Annotated in this window: 20 protein-coding genes; 10 read left to right on the top strand and 10 right to left on the bottom strand. The window is 72.4% G+C overall.

All coding sequences use genetic code 11. The features are described from left to right. Positions 1-134: 134 nt before the first annotated feature. Positions 135-380 (bottom strand): hypothetical protein, encoded by a 246-nt coding sequence (locus tag ACZ619_RS08235; protein ID WP_469595693.1) that lies wholly within the window; start codon positions 378-380, stop codon positions 135-137. 408 nt (positions 381-788) lie between these two features. On the opposite strand from ACZ619_RS08235, the gene ACZ619_RS08230 reads away from it, so the two are divergent. The 6 genes from ACZ619_RS08230 to ACZ619_RS08205 all read left to right on the top strand — a co-directional run bounded on the left by ACZ619_RS08230 (position 789) and on the right by ACZ619_RS08205 (position 6346). Further along, entirely contained in the window at positions 789-2366 is a 1578-nt protein-coding gene (locus ACZ619_RS08230; RefSeq protein WP_469595691.1) for a sensor histidine kinase, read from the top strand. Next, positions 2363-2770, top strand: coding sequence for a roadblock/LC7 domain-containing protein (locus ACZ619_RS08225; RefSeq protein WP_469595689.1), 408 nt, complete (start codon positions 2363-2365; stop codon positions 2768-2770). Before ACZ619_RS08230 ends, ACZ619_RS08225 begins: the two co-directional genes overlap by 4 nt. After that, entirely contained in the window at positions 2767-3114 is a 348-nt protein-coding gene (locus ACZ619_RS08220) for a DUF742 domain-containing protein (RefSeq protein ID WP_469595687.1), read from the top strand. Before ACZ619_RS08225 ends, ACZ619_RS08220 begins: the two co-directional genes overlap by 4 nt. Further along, the gene (locus ACZ619_RS08215; RefSeq protein ID WP_469595684.1) at positions 3095-3721 is read left to right on the top strand and encodes a GTP-binding protein; all 627 of its coding nucleotides are present in this window, start codon (positions 3095-3097) and stop codon (positions 3719-3721) included. Before ACZ619_RS08220 ends, ACZ619_RS08215 begins: the two co-directional genes overlap by 20 nt. Beyond that, positions 3718-4926 (top strand): cytochrome P450, encoded by a 1209-nt coding sequence (locus tag ACZ619_RS08210; RefSeq protein WP_469595681.1) that lies wholly within the window; start codon positions 3718-3720, stop codon positions 4924-4926. Before ACZ619_RS08215 ends, ACZ619_RS08210 begins: the two co-directional genes overlap by 4 nt. Positions 4927-5119: 193 nt before the next feature. Continuing rightward, positions 5120-6346, top strand: coding sequence for a cytochrome P450 family protein (locus ACZ619_RS08205; RefSeq protein WP_469595678.1), 1227 nt, complete (start codon positions 5120-5122; stop codon positions 6344-6346). On the opposite strand, the gene ACZ619_RS08200 is transcribed toward ACZ619_RS08205, so the two are convergent. Both ACZ619_RS08200 and ACZ619_RS08195 read right to left on the bottom strand, forming a co-directional pair. After that, a complete protein-coding gene (locus ACZ619_RS08200; protein ID WP_469595676.1) occupies positions 6343-7506 on the bottom strand; it encodes an NAD-dependent formate dehydrogenase in 1164 nt (387 codons plus the stop codon). The two genes, ACZ619_RS08205 and ACZ619_RS08200, sit on opposite strands and share 4 nt — an antisense overlap. A 105-nt stretch (positions 7507-7611) precedes the next feature. Then, positions 7612-8544, bottom strand: a complete 933-nt coding sequence (locus ACZ619_RS08195) for a LysR family transcriptional regulator (protein WP_469595674.1) — start codon at positions 8542-8544, stop codon at positions 7612-7614. 112 nt (positions 8545-8656) lie between these two features. Between ACZ619_RS08195 and ACZ619_RS08190 the strand changes: the two genes are divergently transcribed. Both ACZ619_RS08190 and ACZ619_RS08185 read left to right on the top strand, forming a co-directional pair. Continuing rightward, the gene (locus ACZ619_RS08190; RefSeq protein WP_469595671.1) at positions 8657-9646 is read left to right on the top strand and encodes an aldo/keto reductase; all 990 of its coding nucleotides are present in this window, start codon (positions 8657-8659) and stop codon (positions 9644-9646) included. A gap of 56 nt (positions 9647-9702) precedes the next feature. Then, entirely contained in the window at positions 9703-10863 is a 1161-nt protein-coding gene (locus ACZ619_RS08185) for a PP2C family protein-serine/threonine phosphatase (protein ID WP_469595669.1), read from the top strand. Between the two features lie 10 nt (positions 10864-10873). Here the strand turns inward: ACZ619_RS08185 and ACZ619_RS08180 are convergent, their stop codons facing one another. Then, complete coding sequence (locus ACZ619_RS08180) at positions 10874-12520, bottom strand: carboxylesterase/lipase family protein (protein ID WP_469595666.1); 1647 nt, start codon at positions 12518-12520, stop codon at positions 10874-10876. Between the two features lie 242 nt (positions 12521-12762). Between ACZ619_RS08180 and ACZ619_RS08175 the strand changes: the two genes are divergently transcribed. Beyond that, positions 12763-13548 (top strand): NPP1 family protein, encoded by a 786-nt coding sequence (locus ACZ619_RS08175; protein ID WP_469595664.1) that lies wholly within the window; start codon positions 12763-12765, stop codon positions 13546-13548. Between the two features lie 97 nt (positions 13549-13645). Here ACZ619_RS08175 and ACZ619_RS08170 read toward each other — a convergent pair whose 3' ends face one another. The 3 genes from ACZ619_RS08170 to ACZ619_RS08160 form a co-directional block, all read right to left on the bottom strand. Next, positions 13646-14461, bottom strand: coding sequence for an SAM-dependent methyltransferase (locus tag ACZ619_RS08170; RefSeq protein ID WP_469595662.1), 816 nt, complete (start codon positions 14459-14461; stop codon positions 13646-13648). Between the two features lie 124 nt (positions 14462-14585). Continuing rightward, the gene (locus ACZ619_RS08165; protein ID WP_469595659.1) at positions 14586-14822 is read right to left on the bottom strand and encodes a DUF397 domain-containing protein; all 237 of its coding nucleotides are present in this window, start codon (positions 14820-14822) and stop codon (positions 14586-14588) included. A gap of 1 nt (position 14823) precedes the next feature. Beyond that, a complete protein-coding gene (locus ACZ619_RS08160) occupies positions 14824-15699 on the bottom strand; it encodes a helix-turn-helix domain-containing protein (protein WP_469595657.1) in 876 nt (291 codons plus the stop codon). A gap of 385 nt (positions 15700-16084) precedes the next feature. On the opposite strand from ACZ619_RS08160, the gene ACZ619_RS08155 reads away from it, so the two are divergent. Continuing rightward, positions 16085-16645 carry an ATP-binding protein gene (locus ACZ619_RS08155; protein ID WP_469595654.1) on the top strand — a complete coding sequence of 187 codons (561 nt, stop codon included), beginning with the start codon at positions 16085-16087 and terminating at the stop codon, positions 16643-16645. Positions 16646-16916: 271 nt separating this feature from the next. Here ACZ619_RS08155 and ACZ619_RS08150 read toward each other — a convergent pair whose 3' ends face one another. The 3 genes from ACZ619_RS08150 to ACZ619_RS08140 form a co-directional block, all read right to left on the bottom strand. Next, entirely contained in the window at positions 16917-17843 is a 927-nt protein-coding gene (locus ACZ619_RS08150; protein WP_469595652.1) for an acyl-CoA desaturase, read from the bottom strand. 34 nt (positions 17844-17877) lie between these two features. Continuing rightward, the gene (locus ACZ619_RS08145) at positions 17878-19140 is read right to left on the bottom strand and encodes a beta-ketoacyl-[acyl-carrier-protein] synthase family protein (protein WP_469595650.1); all 1263 of its coding nucleotides are present in this window, start codon (positions 19138-19140) and stop codon (positions 17878-17880) included. A 283-nt stretch (positions 19141-19423) separates the two neighbouring features. Further along, positions 19424-20083, bottom strand: a complete 660-nt coding sequence (locus tag ACZ619_RS08140) for a lysophospholipid acyltransferase family protein (RefSeq protein WP_469595648.1) — start codon at positions 20081-20083, stop codon at positions 19424-19426. Positions 20084-20121 lie beyond the last annotated feature (38 nt).

Here is a 20121-nt window from a genome sequence, read left to right as displayed (position 1 = left end):
ACACCATGGTGTCAGCCGCGACCCTCCGTAGCTCGCCGCAACCCTAGGGGTTGCCCGGACTGGCTGAAGTGCGAAAACCATCACATTGACGTCGTTGAACACTTCGGCGGGTCGATCGCGTGCCCCGCGGGGTCTCAGGGGAGCGGGAAGGACGGCACCGGGTGGCGGGACGGTGCCGGGACGTACAGCGACACCGGGGTGCGCGGCAGGGACAGCCACAGGGGCAGGCCGGCGGTGACTCCGCCCGGGTGCCACACCAGCCGTCCGCCGAGGGGGTGCCGGGCGAGGTCGTGGCGGAGGACGACGCCCGAGGCGGCCACGAAGGCCAGGAGCGGCCCGGACGGTCCGCGCCGGACGAGCAGCCGTACCGGCTCCACCACGCTGCAGGTCTCCGTCGCCGCTCATGAAAGGCATCGCCCCCTCGGCACCCTGCCCCGCCCGTTCCACGTCATCGTCATCGTCATCGTAGAGCGGTTTGGATCATTTGCGACGATGTGGGAGCTACGACCGACCTTTTCGAACCTCGGATTCGTGATGCTTGCCCGAGGCGACCGGGCGGGCCGGTGGCGGTGGCGGGGGAGGTGTTCAGGCGGAGCGGTGCGCGGGAGCGTTGACAGCCGGAAGACAGCAAGTCAGGCTCCCCCCACGCCGGTTTCAGGCAATGAGACCGGAACCGTTCTGTTTCGATCACGATCTCTCGTATAGTGACGCCCAGTTCAGCACCGAGCGTCACTTCTCCTTTACCGGATCTCCGTTTTCCTACCCGTCCCGAGGACCAGACCGGACCGATGACCGCGCCCACGCATCCCGGCGATCGACCTGCCCTCCGATCTCTCGCTCCGACCTTCGTTCTGACCGTCGCCCTGTCGGCGCTGGCCGTCACCGCCGCGGTGGCCGCCGCACCGGCATCGGTGCGGACGCCCCTCGCGCTGGGGGCAGGTGCGGCCGCCCTGCTCTTCTGCGCGGCGGTGACCTGGGCCGTCCACGCGGGGCAGGCAGCCCGCAGGGCCCGGCAGCGGCTGGAGGCGGTGAACCAGGACATAGGACGGCTGCTGCAGCAACAGGCCCGCCTCACCGACGAGGCCCGCCAGGAGCAGCAGCGGCTGATCGATGAACTGGCCCATCAGCGCCACGAGTTCTCCGACTCCTTCGAGCAGGAGCGGGTACGCCTCCAGGAGGACAGCGGCCAGGAACTGGAGTGGTACCGGCAGGAGAGCGCCCGTCTCACCACCTCGCTGGACGAGGCCTCCCGCCAGCGCGACACGGCCGTCGCCGCGGCCGGCAACGCGGCCGGCCGGATGCAGGCCCTGGCCACCGCCACCCTCGCCGACCTGCGGGAGATGGAGGAGCGGCACACCGGCGAGGACATCCTCGCCGACCTGCTGCACCTGGACCACCGCACCGCCCAGGCGGGCCGGCTCGCCGACTCCATAGCCGTGCTGACCGGCGCCCGGTCCGGCCGTCGCTGGGCCCGTCCGATCGGCATGGAGTCGATCCTGCGCGGCGCGATGGGCCGTATCAGCGGCTACCGCCGGGTGCGGGTGCACTCGGTGAGCGAGGCCGCCGTCGCCGGGCACGCGGCCGAGGGCGTCATGCACGCGCTGGCCGAGATCCTCGACAACGCGGCCAACTTCTCGCCCCCGACGGCCGAGGTCCACGTGTACGTGGAGGAGGTGCCGGCCGGGATCATCGTGTCCGTGGAGGACAGCGGACTGATCATGAGCGACGTCCAGCTGCGCCGCGCCGAGCGCGCGGTCTCCGGTGACGCGGCCGAACTCGGCGGTCTCACCGGCACCCGGCTCGGTCTCGCGGTCGTCGGCCGGCTGTCCCGCAAGCACGGTCTGAAGGTGTCCTTCCGGCCGTCGGCACGCGGCGGCACCGGGGTGCTGATGATGGTCCCGCAGGACCTGCTGACCCGCCCGTCCGCCGACGAGCCCGCGTCCGCGTCCGCGCCGGCGGCACAGGCCGCGACGCCCGAACCGGTGGAGGCCCCGCTGGACCCGCTGCCCGTGCACGACTCCGCCGAGCCCGACGAGGACGAGGACGGCACGGGTGCGCTGCCCAGGCGGCGCCGCGGCCGGACCCTCGCCGAGGCCGAGCGCAAGTCGGCGCCCCAGCCCGCGGAGCAGCGTCCCGCGCCCGCCGCCAAGGACGCCAAGGTGCGCGCCGCCCGCTTCAGCAGCTTCCGGCAGGCCGTCCGCCAGGCCGACGCCGACTCCGCAGAGCCCCCGGCCGCGGCAGACGCGCCCGCCGCCCCGTACGCCCCCACCCCCGTGCACGATCCGGCCCCCGCGCCCCACCCGGAGTCCGGTACCGAGCCCACCTCCCGTCCGCACGCGTTCCCGGAAGGCGACACCACTTCATGACCGGCAGGACCACCGCCGACGACAAGCTCACCTGGCTCATCGAGGGCCTCCTGGAGCGCACCCCCGGCGCGCGGCACGCTCTCGTGCTCTCCCGCGACGGGCTGAAACTCTGCCGTACGCCCGAGCTCTCCGTCGACCAGGCCGACCAGCTCGCGGCGATCGCCGCCGGCATCCAGTCGCTGTCGCACGGGGCGTCGATCGAGTTCGGCGACGGCAGCGGCGGCGTACGGTCGGCCATGACCGAGTTCTACGGAGGCGTGCTCTTCATCGTCGAGGCCGGCGAGGGCGCCCACCTGGCGGTGGTGACCGCCGAGGACGCGGACCCCGGGCTGATCGGGCACAACATGAGCGAACTCGTGGAACAGCTCGGCGAGCACCTGACCGCGCAGCCCCGTACGTCATGAGCCGGCCGGGACGGGACGACGCGCCCGACCGCCTCTACACCATCACCGGTGGCCGCAGCGGTGCCGGACCCGACAACCCCTTCGACCTGGTCACGCTGGTCGTGGCCGAGTCGGAGCCGACGACCGGCATGCAGTCGGAGCACGCGGCGATCCTGCGGATGGCCGAGTTCCCCGTCGCCCTGGTCGAGGTCGCCGCGGAGCTGCGCCTGCCGGTGAGCATCACCAAGATCCTGCTGGGCGACCTGCTGGCGGCCGGCCGGGTCAGCGCCCGCCATCCGCACCGGCCGGCCATCACCGACCCCGACATCCTGGAGCAGGTGCTCGTTGGACTCCGCAATCTCTGACGCGCGCACCCCGTTGGGTGCCTCCGCCGACAACGGATTCAAGATCGTGGTCGTGGGCGGCTTCGGCGTCGGCAAGACCACCCTGGTCCGCTCGGTCAGCGAGATCCGTCCCCTCAACACCGAGGAGACGATGACCCAGGCCGGCGAGCAGGTCGACGACATCCGGGGCGTGCGGGGCAAGTCCGCGACCACCGTGGCCTTCGACTTCGGCCGGATCACGCTGGACGCCCGCAATGTGCTGTACCTGTTCGGGGCGCCGGGGCAGGAGCGGTTCTGGTTCCTGTGGGACCGGCTGTTCTCCGGCACGCTCGGCGCGGTCGTGCTCGTCGACACCCGGCGGATCGGCGACTCCTGGTACGCGATCGACCGGCTGGAGAAGCACGGCACGCCGTTCATCGTGGCCTGCAACGACTTCGGCGGCACCCTGCACTCCACCGACGACGTCCGGCACGCGCTCGACCTCGACCCGCACGTCCCGCTGGTGCAGTGCGACGCCCGGTCCCGGGAGTCCGGCAAGCAGGTGCTGATCACGCTGGTCCAGCACGTCAAGAACCGGTACGCCGGCCTGTCCGCGCCGGCCGACCCGCCCCGACAGGAGTTCGTGTGACCCCCGAAGCCGTGCCGCTGAGCGGCCCGCGGTTCCAGACCGACCCGGCGCAGCTGTACCGGGAGATGCGGCGCGACCACGGTGCCGTGACACCCGTCGTGCTCGACGGTGACGTGCCCGCCTGGCTGGTGCTCGGCTACCGAGAGCTGCACCAGGTCACCGGCGACCCGGCGCTGTTCAGCCGGGACTCCGACCTGTGGAACCAGTGGGACATGATCCCGGACGACTGGCCGCTGCTGCCGATGATCGGCCGCAAGCAGCCGTCGATCCTCTACACCGTCGGCGAGCGGCACCGCGAGCGCGCCGGCATGATCAACGACGCGTTGGAGGCCGTCGACCCGTTCGAACTGCGCCGCCACGCCGAGCGGTTCGCGGACGAGCTGATCGACGGCGTGTGCTCGATCGGCGAGGCCGACCTGATCGGCCAGTACGCGATGCTGCTGCCGGTACGGGTGCTGGCGCGGCTGTTCGGCTTCTCCGACGAGGAGGGGCCGGGCCTGGTCACCGCGCTCAACGACATGATCGACGGGCGCGAGCGGGCGATCGCCGGCCAGATACACCTGGCCACGTCCATGGCGCAGTTGCTGGCCGACCGGAAGGCGGGCCCGGCCGACGACGTGGTGTCGCGGATGCTCCAGAACACGAGCGGGTTCACCGACGAGGAGATCTCCCAGGACCTGATGGTCATGATGGCGGCCGGGCACCAGCCGACCGCCGACTGGATCGGCAACTCGCTGCGGCTGATGCTCACCGACGACCGGTTCGCGGCCTCCCTGTTCGGCGGCCGCAACAGTGTCGCGGAGGCGATGAACGAGGTGCTGTGGGAGGACACCCCCAGTCAGAACATCGCCGGGCGCTGGGCCGTCCGGGACACCCAGCTGGGCGGGCGCCGGATCCGCGCCGGTGACCTGCTGCTGCTCGGTCTGCAGGGCGCCAACTCGGACCCGCAGGTCCGCACCGACGCGTCCGCGCTGACCGGCGGCAACAACGCGCACTTCTCCTTCGGGCACGGCGAGCACCGCTGCCCGTTCCCCGCGCAGGAGATCGCCGAGGTGATCGCGCGGACCGGCATCGAGGTGGTGCTGGACCGGCTGCCCGACATCGACCTGGCGATCCCGGCCGGCTCCCTCACCCGGCGGCCCTCGCCCTGGCTGCGCGGACTGACCGAGCTGCCGGTCCGGTTCAGCCCCGTCCCGGTCCGCTGACCCGCACCTGCACACCTCAGCACGTCCGAACTCAGCACGTCCGTGCTCAGTACCTCTGTGCTCAGTACCTCTGTGCTCAGTACCTCTGTGCTCAGTACCTCTGTGCTCAGTACCTCCGCACCTTCGCATCGACAGACAGGCGCAGCACACCGATGGCGCAGTTACCCGACCCTGCCCTGGGAGGCACGTCACGATGACGACCGGTACCGAACAAACCCGGATCGCCCTCGACCCCTTCGTCAGCGACCTCGACGGCGAGAGCGAGCGGCTGCGCGCCGCCGGTCCGCTGGCCGCGGTGGAACTGCCCGGCGGGGTGCCGGTGTGGGCCGTCACCCGGCACGCCGAGGCCAGGGCACTGCTCACCGACCCGCGTCTGGTCAAGGACATCAACGTGTGGGGCGCCTGGCAGCGCGGGGAGATCGCGCCGGACTGGCCGCTGATCGGCCTGGCCAACCCCGGCCGCTCGATGCTCACCGTGGACGGCGCCGACCACCGCAGGATGCGCACCCTGGTCGCGCAGGCGCTCACCCCGCGCCGGGTGGAGGAGATGCGCGCGCGCATCGAGAAGCTCACCCAGGACCTGCTGGACGCGCTTCCCGAGGGCGCGGAGAGCGTCGACCTCAAGGCGGCCTTCGCCTACCCGCTGCCGATGTACGTGGTCGCCGACCTGATGGGCATCGACGAGGCCGAACTCCCCCGGCTGAAGGTGCTGTTCGAGAAGTTCTTCTCCACCCTCACGCCGCCCGAGGAGGTCATCGCGACCCTCACGGAGCTGGCCGGGATCATGGCGCAGACGGTCGCCGCCAAGCGGGCCGCGCCCGGCGACGACCTCACCAGCGCGCTGATCCTGGCCTCCGAGGACGGCGACAGCCTCACGGACGCGGAGATCGTCTCCACCCTCCAGCTGATGGTGGCGGCCGGTCACGAGACGACGATCTCCCTGATCGTCAACGCCGTCGTCAACCTCTCCACCCACCCCGGGCAGCGGGCCAAGGTGCTCTCCGGCGAGGTGGACTGGTCGGCGGTGGTCGAGGAGACCCTGCGCTGGTCCACCCCGACCTCGCACGTCCTGATCCGCTTCGCCACCGAGGACGTCCAGGTCGGCGACAAGGTGCTCCCGGCGGGCGACGCGCTCATCGTGTCGTACGCCGCGATAGGCCGCGACGAGAACGCGCACGGGCCGAGCGCCGGGAAGTTCGACATCACCCGGGAGACCAGGAACCGGCACATCTCCTTCGGGCACGGCCCGCACGTCTGCCCGGGCGCGGCGCTGTCCCGGCTGGAGGCGGGGGTCGCGCTGCCCGCGCTGTACGGCCGCTTCCCCGGCCTGGACCTGGCGGTGCCGGCCGCCGAGCTGCGCAACAAGCCGGTGGTCACCCAGAACGACCTGTTCGAGCTGCCCGTCCGGCTCAAGCCCTAGCGGGTGTTCACCGAGTAGGACCTGGCTCCCGTGCCGGCCAGGGCGCCGCCGTCGACGATCAGGTACTCGTCGCGGATCGGCCGGCCGGCGAGCCAGCACTCCAGGATCTCCCGGGTGCCGGCCGCGTAGCGGGCCTGCGCGGAGAGGCTGGAGCCGGAGATGTGCGGGGTCATCCCGTGGTGCGGCATGGTGCGCCACGGGTGGTCCGCGGGCGCGGGCTGCGGGTACCAGACGTCGCCCGCGTACCCGGCCAGCTGTCCGCCGCGCAGGGCCCGGTCGACGGCGTCCCGGTCGGCGATCCGGGCGCGCGCGGTGTTGATGAGGTACGCGCCGCGCCTCATGGTGCCGATGAGCCGGTCGTCGAACAGTCCCTCGGTCTGCGGGTGCAGGGGCGCGTTGACGGTGACGACGTCGCAGTGCGGGACCATGTCCGCCGTGCTCTCGTGGAAGGTCAGGTTCAGCTCGCGTTCCACCGCCTCGGGCAGCCGGGTGCGGTCGGTGTAGTGCAGCCGGACGTCGAAGGGCGCGAGGCGGCGCAGCACGGCGAGGCCGATCCGGCCGGCGGCGACGGTGCCGACGTGCATGCCCTCCAGGTCGTAGGAGCGGCTCACGCAGTCGGCGATGTTCCAGCCGCCGTCGAGCACCACCCGGTGGGACGGCAGGTAGTTCCGCACCAGCCCGAGGATCGTCATCACCACGTGCTCGGCGACGCTGATGCTGTTGGAGTACGTCACCTCGGCCACCGTCACCCCGTGCGCGATCGCGGCGTCGAGGTCGACGTGGTCGGAGCCGATGCCCGCGGTGACGGCCAGTTTGAGGTTACCGGCGGCGGCGATGCGCTCGGGGGTGAGGTAGGCGGGCCAGAACGGCTGCGAGACGACGACGTCCGCGTCGGCGAGTTCACGGTCGAAGACGGAGTCCGCGCCGTCCTTGTCGGAGGTGACGACGAGGGTGTGTCCGGCCTTCTCCAGGAAGGCGCGCAGGCCGAGTTCGCCGGAGACGCTGCCGAGGAGGCGGCCGGGGACGAAGTCGACCGCCTCGGGGGTGGGGGCGCTCTGGCCGCCCGGGTAGTGGTCGATGACGGGGATGCCGTCGCGGGCGTAGCTCTTCGGGTATCCGTCGGTCGGGTCGTCGTACAGCACGCAGAGCACCTTGGCCATGGCGGCGGCTCCTCAACTCCGTTGCGGATGGGTGCCTTTCACGATCCTTGGGGTCAACCGCGCAGGTCAAAGCGAACGTTGCTATGCCGTGATAGCCGGCTCCTATCAGCCGCGGCCGTCCAGCACGGCGTGCAGGCGGCTGTCGAGGGCGTCCCTGAGGCCGGCCTCCCGGGCGACCCGCACCAGCGCCCGCGCGAGCACGGACTGGGGTTCGCTGCGGGCGACGACGAGCCCCACGCGGGGGCCGTGGGCCGGTCCCTCCAGGGGGACCACGCGCATGCCGGCCGGTACGCCGAACATGTGCAGCCAGGCGTGCGAGATCACGCTGGACCAGCGGCCGCCGGGGAGGTGGGCGTAGAGTCCGGCCACGCTGTCGGACTCGACGGCCGGGACGGGGGCGGCTCCGTCGGCGGCGAAGCACTCGTCGATGATCCGCCGGTTGCGCATCCGGCGTCCGAGCAGGCAGAGCGGGAGCCCGGCGGCCTGCGCCCAGGTCGCGGTGGCCGTGTCGCCGAGCGGGCCGTCGGCCGGGGTGAGCAGCACGTAGCGCTCCTCGTAGAGCGGGAAGCGCCGCACCTGCCGCAGTTCGTCGTCGTCCAGGTAGGTCATGGCCGCGTCGAGCTCGAACCCGGCGAGGCCGCGCCGGATGTCGGCGGACGACAGGGACTCCATGGCCACCCGGGCGTGCGGGTGCCGGTCGCAGAAGGGGCCGGTGAGGAGCGAGGCGACGGGGACGGCGGTGGGGACGATCCCCAGGCGCAGGGTGCCGGTCAGACCGTCCCGCAGCGCCGACAGCTCCTGGCGCAGCGCGTCCCCCTCGGCGAGGATGCGGTGCGCCCAGGCGAGCACGACCTCGCCCTCGGGGGTCAGGCCCTCGTAGCGGCGGCCCCGGCGCACGATCGGCACCGCCAGTTCGTGTTCGAGCCGCCGTATCGCCGCGGACAGTGAGGGCTGGGAGACGTGGCAGGCCGCGGCGGCCCGGGCGAAGTGCCGCTCCCGGGCGAGCGCGACGAGGTACTCGAGCTGGCGCAGCAGCATGCGTCCCTGTCTACCGGGTCCGCCGCGGCGGCGTCGCCCGTTTCACTTCGAGTGCTCTTGAAGTCGTAGCGTCCGTGGTGAAGAACGAGTCAGCGGGAAAGGCTGGGTTCACATGCAACAGCGCACTCTGCGGGATCTGCCGGTCTCGGCCATCGGCCTCGGCTGCATGGGCATGTCCGCCTTCTACGGCACGGCCGACCAGGACGAGGGCGTACGGACCATCCACCGGGCGCTGGAGCTCGGGGTCACCTTCCTCGACACCGCGCAGCTCTACGGCCCGCTCACCAACGAGTCGCTGGTCGGCGAGGCGGTCCGGGGGCACCGGGACGAGTACGTGATCGCGACGAAGTTCAACTACCGGATGGACGACGCCGTCCCGGGGGACATGAGCACCATCGGGCGCCAGGACGGCTCGGCGGAGCACGTCCGCAGCTCGGTCCACGGCTCCCTGCGGCGGCTGGGCACCGACTACATCGACCTGTACTACCAGCACCGGGTCGACCCGGACGTGCCGATCGAGGAGACCGTCGGCGCGCTGGGCGAGCTGGTCGCCGAGGGCAAGGTGCGGCACATCGGGCTGAGCGAGGCGGGCCCCGAGACGATCCGGCGGGCGCACGCGGTGCACCCGGTCACGGCCGTCCAGACGGAGTACTCGCTGTGGTCGCGGGACCCGGAGGACGGCGTGCTGCCCACCTGCCGGGAGCTGGGCATCGGCTTCGTGCCCTACTCGCCGCTGGGCCGCGGCTTCCTGGCCGGCCGGTTCTCCTCCCCCGACGATCTCGACGCGGGCGACTGGCGCCGCTCCGGCCCCCGCTTCACCGGGGACAACCTGGAGGCGAACCTGCGGCTGGCCGCCAAGGTCAAGGAGATCGCCGCCGAGAAGGACGTCACCCCGGCGCAGCTGGCGCTCGCCTGGGTGCTGGCCCAGGGCGACGGGATCGTCCCGATCCCGGGCACCAAGCGCCGCACCTACCTGGAGCAGAACGCGGGCGCGGTCGACGTGGAGCTGACCAAGGAGGACCTGGCCCGGATCGAGGCCGAGGTGCCCAGGGCGGCGGGCGAGCGCTACGACGAGGCCGGCATGCGCTCCGTGGACCTGTAGGGACGCCACGCCGGGTCTCGGTGGCCGGTCGACCGCGGGCGGCGCACTCTTGTGGCATGGGGACCCGGCAGAACGGTGCGGCGGTGCGGTGGCAGGCGGGGCGGTCGTCCCATGCCCTGCTGCTGCTCCCGATCGCGCTCATCGTGGTGATCACGGTGGCGGACCTCCGTTCGCCGCAGGACATCCATCTGGGTCCCGCCCTGGTCATCGCCCCCGCGCTCACCCCGTCCTTCGCCGGCCCCCGGGCGACGGCGCTCGTCGGAGTGCTGGCAGTGGCCGCCCAGGCGCTGATAGCGGTCGTCCAGGGCGGGCTGGGCACCGCCAACCACATCGTGCAGATCGTCACCCTGACGCTGCTCTCGGTGATGGTGGTGGTCTACGGCGCGGTCCGGGAGCGGCGGCGGGCCCAGCTGGCGCAGGTGCGCACGGTCGCCGAGGCCGCACAGCACGTGCTGATGTGGCCGCTGCCCGAGCAGATCGGCCCGCTGCGGATCGCCTCCCTGTACATGGCGGCCGAGGACGAGGCGCAGATCGGCGGGGACCTGTACGCGGCCACCCGGCGCGACGGCGCGGTCCGGGTCCTGATCGGCGACGTCCGGGGCAAGGGGCTGTCCGCGATCGGCGAGGCGGCCCTGCTGCTGGGCGCCTTCCGGGAGGCCGCCCACCGCAAGGTCACGCTGCCGGAGCTGGCCGGCGCCCTGGAGCAGACCGTGCACCACTACGCGGCGGACCTGGAGCCGCCGGAGGAGGCCGGTGAGCGGTTCGCCACCGCGCTGCTGGTCGAGATCCCCGACGAGGACCCGCTCACCCGGATGACCAGCTGCGGCCACCCGCCGCCGCTGCTGCTCAGTCCGGGGCACGCGGTCACCGTGCCGAGCCTGCACCCGTCGCCGCCGCTGGGCGTGCCCGCCGCGAACGGCGCCGAGCACACGCTGGACGTGTTCTCCTTCGAGCCGGGCGACACCCTGCTGCTCTACACCGACGGTGTGGTCGAGGCCCGGGACGCGCAGGGCCGCTTCTACCCGCTGGCGGAGCGGGTCGCGCAGTGGACCGACGCCGCTCCGGAGACGCTGCTGCACCACATCCGGCGCGATCTGCTGGCCCACGCGGGCGGCCGCCTCGGAGACGACGCGGCCCTGATCGCCCTGCACCGCACCGCCTCCGGGCACCGCCGCGACCACCACGGCATCCTCGGCCACGGCTCCGCCCGCGCCTGACGGACCCGCCTCAGAACTCCCTGGTCTGTGCTTGCAGGTACGTCTTCAGGAAGGCCAGCTTGGCGTCGCTGTCGGCGACCGCGAGGGTGCCGGAGCGGGCGCCGAGCTCCATGGTCTGCGGGGTGTCGGTGGCGAACGCCGGCCAGGTGGTGAGGGAGCCGCCGTTCGGGTCGCCGGTGGCGGCGAAGCGGGCGACGCAGGAGGCGGTGGTGTCGGCGGTGTCGTAGTCCTTGGAGGTCCAGGGGCGGTCGGTGTTGTAGAGGAAGCCGAGCAGGTAGTAGACGTCGGAGCCGCGGAAGGCGCCGGTCGCGGCGGTGCCGACGACCGGGTTGGTGTCGTCGTACCCGGGCGGTACGCGGGTCCAGAAGTAGGTGTGCACGGGGCCGGAGTTGCCGGCCGTGTCCTGGTACTGCGCGGCCCACAGGAAGGCGGAGACGCGTTCCTCGTCCCGGGCGTAGGCGCTGTACTGCTGGGCGGCCGCCGTGTCGGTGTCCGCCGGGTAGAGCTGGAGGAAGGTGTCCGTGAGCCCCAGCGGGCCGAACTGCGACTCGGCGCGGGCCCGGTACTCGTCGAGGGTCAGCTTCAGGTCGGGCGAGGCGCCGTTGGCGTCCTGGCAGACGCCGGTGAGCAGGGGTACGTCGGTCTCGGCGCGGTCCTCCAGCACGGCGGTGTAGGTGTCCGGCAGGACGTATCCGTCCAGGACGTGGCCGAAGTCGGCGGCGGTGTCGGCGCAGGCGCGGGCGACCAGGTCGTCGGCGTCCAGCGCGCGCAGCGCGGCGAGGTCGGCGGCGCCCAGGGCTGCGGCGAGGGCGGTGCCGTTGGCCTCGGCGTCCGCGAGGGTCCGGTAGCGGGCGGGGTCCTGGGCGAGCGCCGGGTCCTTGGTGGAGCGCACGCCCGAGGAGAGCAGCGCGCGGTGGTAGAGGCCCCGGGCCCGGCGGGAGGCCAGCAGGATGTTCACGAAGGAGGCGCCCTGCGCCCAGCCCGCGAGCGTCACCCGGCCGGGGTCGCCGCCGAACGCGCCGATGTTGCGCTGGACCCACTCCAGGGCGGCGACGGCGTCCAGGATGCCCCAGTTGCCGGAGCCGCCGTATCCGGACTCGGCGCTCAGGGCGGGGTGGGCGAGACCGCCGAGCGGGCCGACGCGGTGGTTGGGGGTGACGACGACCAGGCCCTTGGAGGCGAGCATCGAGCCGTTGTAGATCTCCTGGCCTGACCACAGGGCCCGGTCGCCGCCGTAGAGCCAGACGAGGACGGGCCGGGCGTCGCCCGAACCCGTCGCCGCCGTCCAGATGTCGAGGTTGAGGCAGTCCTCGCTCAGCTCGGGCACCTGGTCGGCGGGGATGCCGGTGACGGGCTGCGGGCAGGCGGGTCCGAAGGAGTCGGCGGCCCGGACGCCGTCCCAGGCGGGGGCCGGCTGCGGCGGGCGCCAGCGGCCGTCCCCGGCGGTGGAGGCGCCGTAGGGGATGCCCTTGTAGACGGTGACGCCCCGCAGGCCGCCCGTGACCCCGGTGACCTGGCCGGACTCCGTGGTGACCGGGTCGGCGGCGCTGCGTGCCTCGGCCGGCGCGGGCAGCGTGCCGAGCAGCCCGGCCGCGACGGCGGCGCCGAGGAATCCGCGTCGGTCCAGTACGGCGGACCGCGTGTCTGAGTCGCTCACGAGGGCTCCCTTTCGGGTGGTGGGGGGATGAGCCGACCAGAAGCGTGGCGCCGGGCCTCGGTGCGCGGCAAGCGCATCCGGACGGTTGACAGCAACTCAACAGGGGCTCACAGCAGGGCTGTTGGGATAACGGTCGGGCAGCTGTTCAACCGGCTTTGTGGCAAGGTTCAGTTCCGTGGGTGGTCTCGACCACTGGGTCCCTGCCAGACTCCGGCTCGCCTTCGGAGACAGGGAGTCGACACATGCCCGACCCGCAACCCCCCACCCGTGTACGGCCGTTCGGCAAGGCGCTCGCCGCCGTCCTGGGCGCGCTCGCCCTGGTCGTCGCGGTGCCCGCCACCGCCCACGCGGACGTCCTGACACTGCTGCCGCAGAACGCCGACGGACTGGAGCAGACGTTCTCCCCGGCGTACGACTACGACGGCGACGGCTGCTACGCCACGGCGGCCATCGGCGCCGACGGCACCCTCAACCCCGGTCTGGCGCCGGGCGGTGACGTCAACGGCCACTGCCACGACTACGCGCAGCTCGCCAACGCCAACACGTATTCGCGCGAGAAGTGCGACAACGGCTGGTGCGCGGTGATGTACGCCAGCTACTTCGAGAAGGACCAGGCCACCTACGGGCCGCTGGCCATCGGGCACCGGCACGACTGGGAGCACGTGGTGGTGTGGATCTCCGGCGACCAGGTGCGGTACGTCTCGGTGTCCCAGCACACCGGCTACCAGGTGGCGGCCGCCTCCGCGATCCGCTTCGACGGCACCCACCCGAAGATCGTCTACCACAAGGACGGTCTGTCCACGCACGACTTCCGGTTCGCCAACACGAACGACGACCCGCCGGAGAACGTGACCGGCGGCTGGTTCTTCCCGCGGCTGGTCGGCTGGAACGGCTACCCGGGCGGGTTCCGCGACAAGCTCATGAACGCGGACTTCGGGGACGCCACCATCAAGATCAAGGACGGCTCCTTCGAGTCCGGCCTGGCGAACTCCCAACCGTCCGGGATCGCCTTCGACCCGTACGCCTGAGTCCGGCGCGGCCGGCTGCCGCGCCGGGCGGGGCCGTCGGGGCCGGGCGACCGTGCCGGGGCCGGGAAGGTGAGCCGGGCCCCGGCACGGAGTCGGGTCACGGCTTGCGGGCGACCGCTCCGTACATCGCGATGTCCTCGTCGCGGATGCCCTGCTCGCCGGTGCCGTCCGGGTGCCACTTGTGCACCTGGACGATGCCGGGCTCGGCCAGTTCCAGGCCCTCGAAGAACTGCTCGGCCTCGTCGATGGTGCGCAGCCGCATCGGCATGTTGCGGGCCGCGTACTCGCGGGCGACCCGGCCCACCTCCTCGGGCGCGAACTCGGCGGTGCCGATGGACATCGCCAGGTAGCTGCCCGACGGCAGCGGCTCCAGCAGCCGCCGTACGACGCCCACCGCGTCGTCCGCGTCGAGCATGAAGTGGACGATGGCGATCACCGTGAGCGCGACCGGCTGGTCCAGGTCGATGGTCTCGCGCAGTTCGGGGGCCTCGAAGAGGTCCGTCAGATCGCGGAAGTCCGCCTCGATGTAGGCCGTGCGGCCCTCGGGCGTGCTGGAGAGCAGGCCCTGGGAGAGGGTGAGGACGATCGGGTCGTTGTCCACGTAGACGACCCGGGACTCCGGGGACACCGCCTGGGCTATCTCGTGGAGGTTCGGGGAGGTGGGGATGCCCGTCCCGACGTCCAGGAACTGGCGCATGCCCGCCTCCTCGGCGAGCCAGCGCACCGCGCGGTTCATCCAGTCGCGGTTGGCACGCATGTGGATCGGGAGCGCGGGCCACTCCCGGGACATGGCGTCACCCGCCTCCTGGTCGGCGGGGTAGTAGTCCTTGCCGCCCAGGATGTAGTCGTAGATCCGCGCGGAGTGCGCGTTCTCGGTGTCGATGCGGTCGGCCGGCCATCCGTTGTCGGGCAACGCCGTGTCTCCCATTCAGGTGAGGGGGGATGCGGGGGTGTTCGGAGGGACTGCGGGGTGCTGCGTCGGGTGTGGGGGGTTGGTTGAACGATCAGCTATAGCAAGGAAGTTCCAGAAACAGGGGTCACATCAGGAAGTCGGCGTCACCCGCCTTCACACCGGACAGGAAAGTCGTCATCTCCCGGGGCGTGAAGACCAGCGCCGGACCGTCGGGGTCGGTCGACTGGCGTACCGCGACCCGGCCGTCGGCCAGCTTCTTCACTTCCACGCAGGCGCCGCCGGCGTCGTCGCTCCACGGCTTGGACCAGCCGCGCGCGCCGAGTTGCCGGGACGGAATGCCGTTGTGTACGGGGTGGTGCACGTCAGAGCTCCTTGCGAATCGCACCGAGGAAGGCCTCGGTCTTTCTGGCGGGCGCCGCTTGTGCGCCCAACCGGTCCAGGGCCTCGCGGTAGACCACGACGTCGTCGCCCTTGTCCAGGTAGACAGCGCCCACCAGGCCGTTGAGATAGACGATGTCGGGCAGTTCGGGGGCCTTGAACCGGAAGAGGTGGTACGCACCCGCGCGCATCGCGGGGTGCGGGCCGTTGGCGAAGGGCATGATCTGCAAGGTGACGTTGGGGAGCCGGTTGATCTCGATCAGGTGGTCGACCTGGGCGCGCATGACCTCGGAACCGCCGACCGGCCAGCGCAGCACCGTCTCGTCCATCACCACCCACAGCCGCGGCGGCGACTCCTTGGTGATCAGTTCCTGGCGGCGCATGCGCAGCGCCACCATGCGCTCGGTGGACTCACCGGACGCGTGCGGGTTGCCGGCGCCGAGCAGGGCGGCGGCGTACGCGCGGGTCTGCAGCAGACCGTGCACGAACTCGTTCTCGTAGGCGCGGATCTGCAACGCGGCCTGTTCCAGGCTGAGATACGCGGCGAACCAGTCCGGCATCACGTCCCGGTAGGTGTGCCACCAGCCCCGCTTGTTGGCCTCGCGGACCGACTGCAGGAAGGTGTCGACCTCCTGGCGCTCGGTCACCCCGTACACCTGGAGGAGCTTCTCGGCGTCGGCCAGCCGGAGCCGGGCGACCTTGGCCGCCTCCATCCGGCGGATCGTGGAGTGGCTGACGCCGATCGCGGCGCCCGCCTGTTCGTACGTCAGGCCGGCCCGGGTCCGCATCTCCTCCAGCTGCCTGCCGAGGATCATGCGCAGGACGGAAGGGGCACCGCCCCAGTCGGTCTCCGAGGTCACGCCCTACCCCCTCGTACCAGGTTTCAGGGTCACCGTGATCACGCCATCATGATCGGTTCACGGACTCATTCGATCACTTCTTGTCGGGAGCAGCATGCACTTCGCTTCTTGCAATTTTCAACTTGCTGGTTGCGAGGCGATGTTGGTCGATGTCACAGTGGACTCACTGCTCCGGCCGACCAAGGAGCAGGCGAGGCAGTCCGGTTGGGGGAGACCTGGGCTGCGATCCGGCGCCGGCCAGGCACGGGTCGTCGTCTGCCCCCTCCAGCGGCCGAGGCGGACGCGACACCGCTCACCCCCCCCCGCTGCGAAGCCGGACGAAAGGCGCACGGCGATGGCCCCGCCCTCTCTCCCACAGCCGCTCGACCGACTACCCGACGACCGGATGCCCGGTCGGCCCGCACCGGCCCTGACGGCCGACGCCCAGGGCCCCTACCGCCCGTCGGAGCCGACAGGCACCCACAGACCACCCGGAGGCGAGCGCCTCGGTCGACTCCCTGGGCCGCAAGGCCTCGACCGGTTCGCCTCCGGGGCCCATCCGATCCCTCCGAAGAGCCACACGTTCGACCTGGCGGCGGCGCCGCACGCGGTCGGCAGCGCCCGCCGGGAGGTACGCGAGCTGCTCGCCTCCTGGGGCGTGTGCGAGGACGCCCGCGAGAACGCGGTACTGGTCACCTCCGAGCTGGTCACCAACGCGGTCGTGCACTCGGCCGGCCGGCGCATCATGTGCCGGGTGATCGCCCTCGACGACCGCGTCCGGATCGAGGTCGAGGACCAGAACGGCGGCTTCACACTCCCCAGACCCCGGCAGGCCGGACCCACCGAGCAGAACGGACGCGGACTCTTCCTGGTCGACGCGCTCAGCCAGGACTGGGGCGTCGCGCTCACACCCGAGGGGCCCGCCCCACGCGTCGTCTGGGCCGAGCTGTCGACGGCCCCGGACTAGCCCACCACCCCCACACCTCAGGAGGCCCACGCACCATGGACCGACCCCCCACTCCTGACCCCGCCGCCGACCCGTCCTGGACCCGCACCCGCCCCAGGCCCGGCCCGCAACAACCCCACACGGCCACCACGGCCTGACCCCCGAACCACCTGTCCCGCCCCGCTCCCGCGGCCCGGTCCCTCACGAGACCGGGCCGCGGGAGTGCTTTCGGGGCAGGCCGAGGAAATCCATCCCGGGATCGCCGGCGGCGGGCGGCAGCGGGAGCCGCCGGTCAGTCGGTGTCGGTCCGCCTGGAGTCCAGCCTGCGGCCGTCCGGCCAGCGGACCTCGTACGCCCAGCCGAGCCGCTCGAACCAGCGGATCAGCCGGGCGCTGGCGTCCAGTTGGCCGGTGAGCACACCGTGCCGGGCACTGGTGGGATCCGCGTGGTGGAGGTTGTGCCAGGACTCACCGAAGGACAGCGGGGCCAGCCACCACACGTTCCCCGACCTGTCCCGGCTGCGGAAGGGACGCGAACCGGCCGCGTGACAGATGGAGTTGATCGACCAGGTGACATGGTGCACCAGACAGATCCGCACCAGCCCCGCCCAGAACAACGCGGTCAGCCCGCCCTGCCAGGACCGGGTCAGCGCCGCGCCGAGCAGCGCGGGCAGAGCGAGCGAGACCAGGACCAGGAGCCCGAAACGGCGCGAGATCAGCATCAGCGTCCGGTCCTTGACGAGGTCCGGCGCATACCGCCGGGGCGAGGCGTGCTCCGTCTCGAAGAGCCAGCCGAGATGGGCGTGGAGCATGCCCCTGGCCAGCGCGGCCGGCGAACGGCCGTACCGCCAGGGCGAGTGCGGGTCACCGTCCTTGTCCGAGAACCGGTGGTGCTTGCGGTGGTCGGCGACCCAGGTGACCACCGGCCCCTGCACCGCGAGACTGCCCGCCAGCGCGAGCGCGATGCGCAACGGCCGCCGCGCCTTGAACGAACCATGCGTGAAGTGCCGGTGGAAGCCGACGGTGACACCGAGCCCGCTGACGAGGTAGAAGACGACGGCGAGGACCACGTCGACCGGGCTCAGCCCGTGCCGCCAGGCCAGCGGCGCCGCGGCGAGCAGCGCCAGGAACGGTACGGCGACGAAGACACCGATCATGAACTGTTCGGCGGTCGGCAGGACGGGCCTGCGGACCGGGGCGGTGCTGAGCTCCTGGGACATGGCAGATCCTTCGGCCGGGAACGGGGGCGGCGCGTCAGCCGGCTTGGCCGGCGGCGGTGAAGGCGAGCACGGCGTTCTGCCCGCCGAACCCGAAGGAGTTGCTGACCGCGGCACGCATCCGGTGCGGCCGCGGCACCTTCGTGACCACGTCCAGGTCCAGCGCCGGATCGAGGACGTCCAGGTTGGCGGTCGGCGGCACGAGCTGATGACGCAGGCTCAGCACCGTGCAGACGGCCTCGATGGCACCGGCACCCCCGATCGCGTGCCCGATCGTGCCCTTCACCGCGGTCACCGGCGGCGGCCTGCGGAAGACCTGGTGCAGCGCGTTGTGCTCGGCCGCGTCCCCCTGCGGCGTGGCCGTGCCGTGGGCGTTCACGTGGTCCACGTCCTCGGGGCCGAGCCCGGCGTCGGCGAGCGCCGCGCGCAGGGCACGGGCGGCGCCGTCGCCGTCGGGATGCGGAGCCGTGAAGTGGTGGGCGTCGCAGGAGGCACCGAAACCGGCGACGTACGCCTCGGGCCGCACGCCCCGGGCACGGGCGTCCTCGGCCCGCTCCAGGACGACCACGCCCGCACCCTCACCGAGGACGAAACCGTCCCGGTCCCGGTCGAACGGCCGGGAGGCGCTGTGCGGTTCGCCGCCCCGCCGGGACAGCGCCCGCATCTGCGCGAAACAGGCGGCGGTCATCGGCAGCCGCGCCGACTCGCTGCCGCCGGCCAGCACCAGATCGCAGCGCCCGGCCAGCAGCAGGTCACGGGCCAGACCGATCGCGCTGGTACCGGAGGCACAGGCGGTGCTGACCACCATGTTGGGGCCCGTGGCACCCAGATCCAGGGCGATCTCGGCGGCGGCCATGTTGGGCACACTGCGCGGCAGCGCCAGCGGGGAGACCCGGTCGGGGGTACCGTTCGCCAGCCGGTCGAACTCGGGCTGCCAGCGCTGCATCGACCCGGTGCCGACCCCCATCACCACCCCGACCCGCGCGCCGTCCCAGGCGTCCGGGGCGAGCCGGGCGCCGGCGACCGCCTCACGGGCGGCCAGCAGCGCGAACGCCGTGAACCGGTCCAGCCGACGACTGAGCCGGCGCCCCAGCAAAGCCTCCGTGTCCAGATCCGGCACCCGGCAGGAGAAGGCCACCGGCAGGCCCGCCAGTTCCGGGTCGGGTGCCGCCGTCGAGTTGCCCGCGCACAGTCCCTCCCAGGCCGCGTCCCTGCCGATACCGGCCGGTGTCACCAGTCCCAGGCCGGTCACGGCCACCGGGGCGCGCCGCGCGGCGGCGGCCGTGTTCACGAGCTGCATGGGCGGTGATTATCCGGGGACCGGACACCACCGCCCGGCCGCCACACCTCCACCACCCCAGGCAACCCACCGCTACCACCCGGACGCGCGAACGCGGGGAAGGGAATGAGGAGGGGGGAGGAGGGGGGAGGAGGAGGCGGAGCGGGGTGGGGCGGGGTGGGGCGGAGGGCGGGAGCGGCGTCGCGTCACGTGTCGTATGTCGTATGTCACACATCACGCGCCACGTGCCATGCGTCACGCGTCACATGTCACATGTCACATGTCACGCGCCGCATGTCACACATCACGCCGGCCTCGGGTCCAGTGCTCGGACCGCGTGTGCCCAGGTCTCGGAGAGTGCGGTCTCCAGGTCGGCCGGGGCCTGGGCGGAGTCGGCGAGGTGCAGGGTGGTGCCGATGTGGACGTGGACGCGGGGCCGGCGTACGGGGGCGGTGGCCCAGCCGGCGAGCTGTTTGGCGCCGCTGCCGGAGGAGACCCGGCGGGCGCCCGCGTGGGCGAGCGGGATCACGGGGGCGCCGGTGGCGAGGGCGAGCCGGACCACTCCGGACTTGAGCCGGGCGGGCGGCCGGTCCTGGGAGGTCCGGTAGCGGGGCAGTCCGCCCTCGGGGTAGATGAGCACGCTGCGTCCCTCGGCCAGCGCGTCGGCGGCGGGGCCGAGGGCGTCGGCCGCGTGGCCGGTGCCGCGGTGCACCGGGACGTAGCCCTCGCGGGTGAGGGCGCGGCCGAGCAGCGGGACCTTCCACAGTCCGGCGGTGGCCAGCACGGCCGGACTGCGGCCGAGGCGGTGCAGGACGCCGATGAGCAGCACCGGGTCGAAGAACGAGCTGTGGTTGGCGGCGAGGATGCGGCCGGTGCCGTCGGCGGGCGGGCCCAGCCGGTCGGCCCCGCTCACGGTCACGTCGCTGAAGACGGGCAGCAGGCCTCCGGCCATCGCGGACAGCATCGCGGTTCCTCTCCGATCCCCGGGGCGGCGCCGGCGTA

This window comes from Streptomyces sp. NPDC104367 (genome assembly GCF_055583825.1).
Note: the sequence above shows the minus strand (reverse complement) of the source record. Positions and strands in the feature narration are given on the sequence as shown.

Coding starts and splice junctions, on each gene's coding strand:
- ACZ619_RS08230 (WP_469595691.1), top strand. CDS start 789: ATGACCGCGCCCACGCATCCCGGCGATCGACCTGCCCTCCGATCTCTC.
- ACZ619_RS08225 (WP_469595689.1), top strand. CDS start 2,363: ATGACCGGCAGGACCACCGCCGACGACAAGCTCACCTGGCTCATCGAG.
- ACZ619_RS08220 (WP_469595687.1), top strand. CDS start 2,767: ATGAGCCGGCCGGGACGGGACGACGCGCCCGACCGCCTCTACACCATC.
- ACZ619_RS08205 (WP_469595678.1), top strand. CDS start 5,120: ATGACGACCGGTACCGAACAAACCCGGATCGCCCTCGACCCCTTCGTC.
- ACZ619_RS08200 (WP_469595676.1), bottom strand. CDS start 7,506: ATGGCCAAGGTGCTCTGCGTGCTGTACGACGACCCGACCGACGGATAC.
- ACZ619_RS08195 (WP_469595674.1), bottom strand. CDS start 8,544: ATGCTGCTGCGCCAGCTCGAGTACCTCGTCGCGCTCGCCCGGGAGCGG.
- ACZ619_RS08190 (WP_469595671.1), top strand. CDS start 8,657: ATGCAACAGCGCACTCTGCGGGATCTGCCGGTCTCGGCCATCGGCCTC.
- ACZ619_RS08185 (WP_469595669.1), top strand. CDS start 9,703: ATGGGGACCCGGCAGAACGGTGCGGCGGTGCGGTGGCAGGCGGGGCGG.
- ACZ619_RS08175 (WP_469595664.1), top strand. CDS start 12,763: ATGCCCGACCCGCAACCCCCCACCCGTGTACGGCCGTTCGGCAAGGCG.
- ACZ619_RS08155 (WP_469595654.1), top strand. CDS start 16,085: ATGCCCGGTCGGCCCGCACCGGCCCTGACGGCCGACGCCCAGGGCCCC.
- ACZ619_RS08150 (WP_469595652.1), bottom strand. CDS start 17,843: ATGTCCCAGGAGCTCAGCACCGCCCCGGTCCGCAGGCCCGTCCTGCCG.
- ACZ619_RS08145 (WP_469595650.1), bottom strand. CDS start 19,140: ATGCAGCTCGTGAACACGGCCGCCGCCGCGCGGCGCGCCCCGGTGGCC.
- ACZ619_RS08140 (WP_469595648.1), bottom strand. CDS start 20,083: ATGCTGTCCGCGATGGCCGGAGGCCTGCTGCCCGTCTTCAGCGACGTG.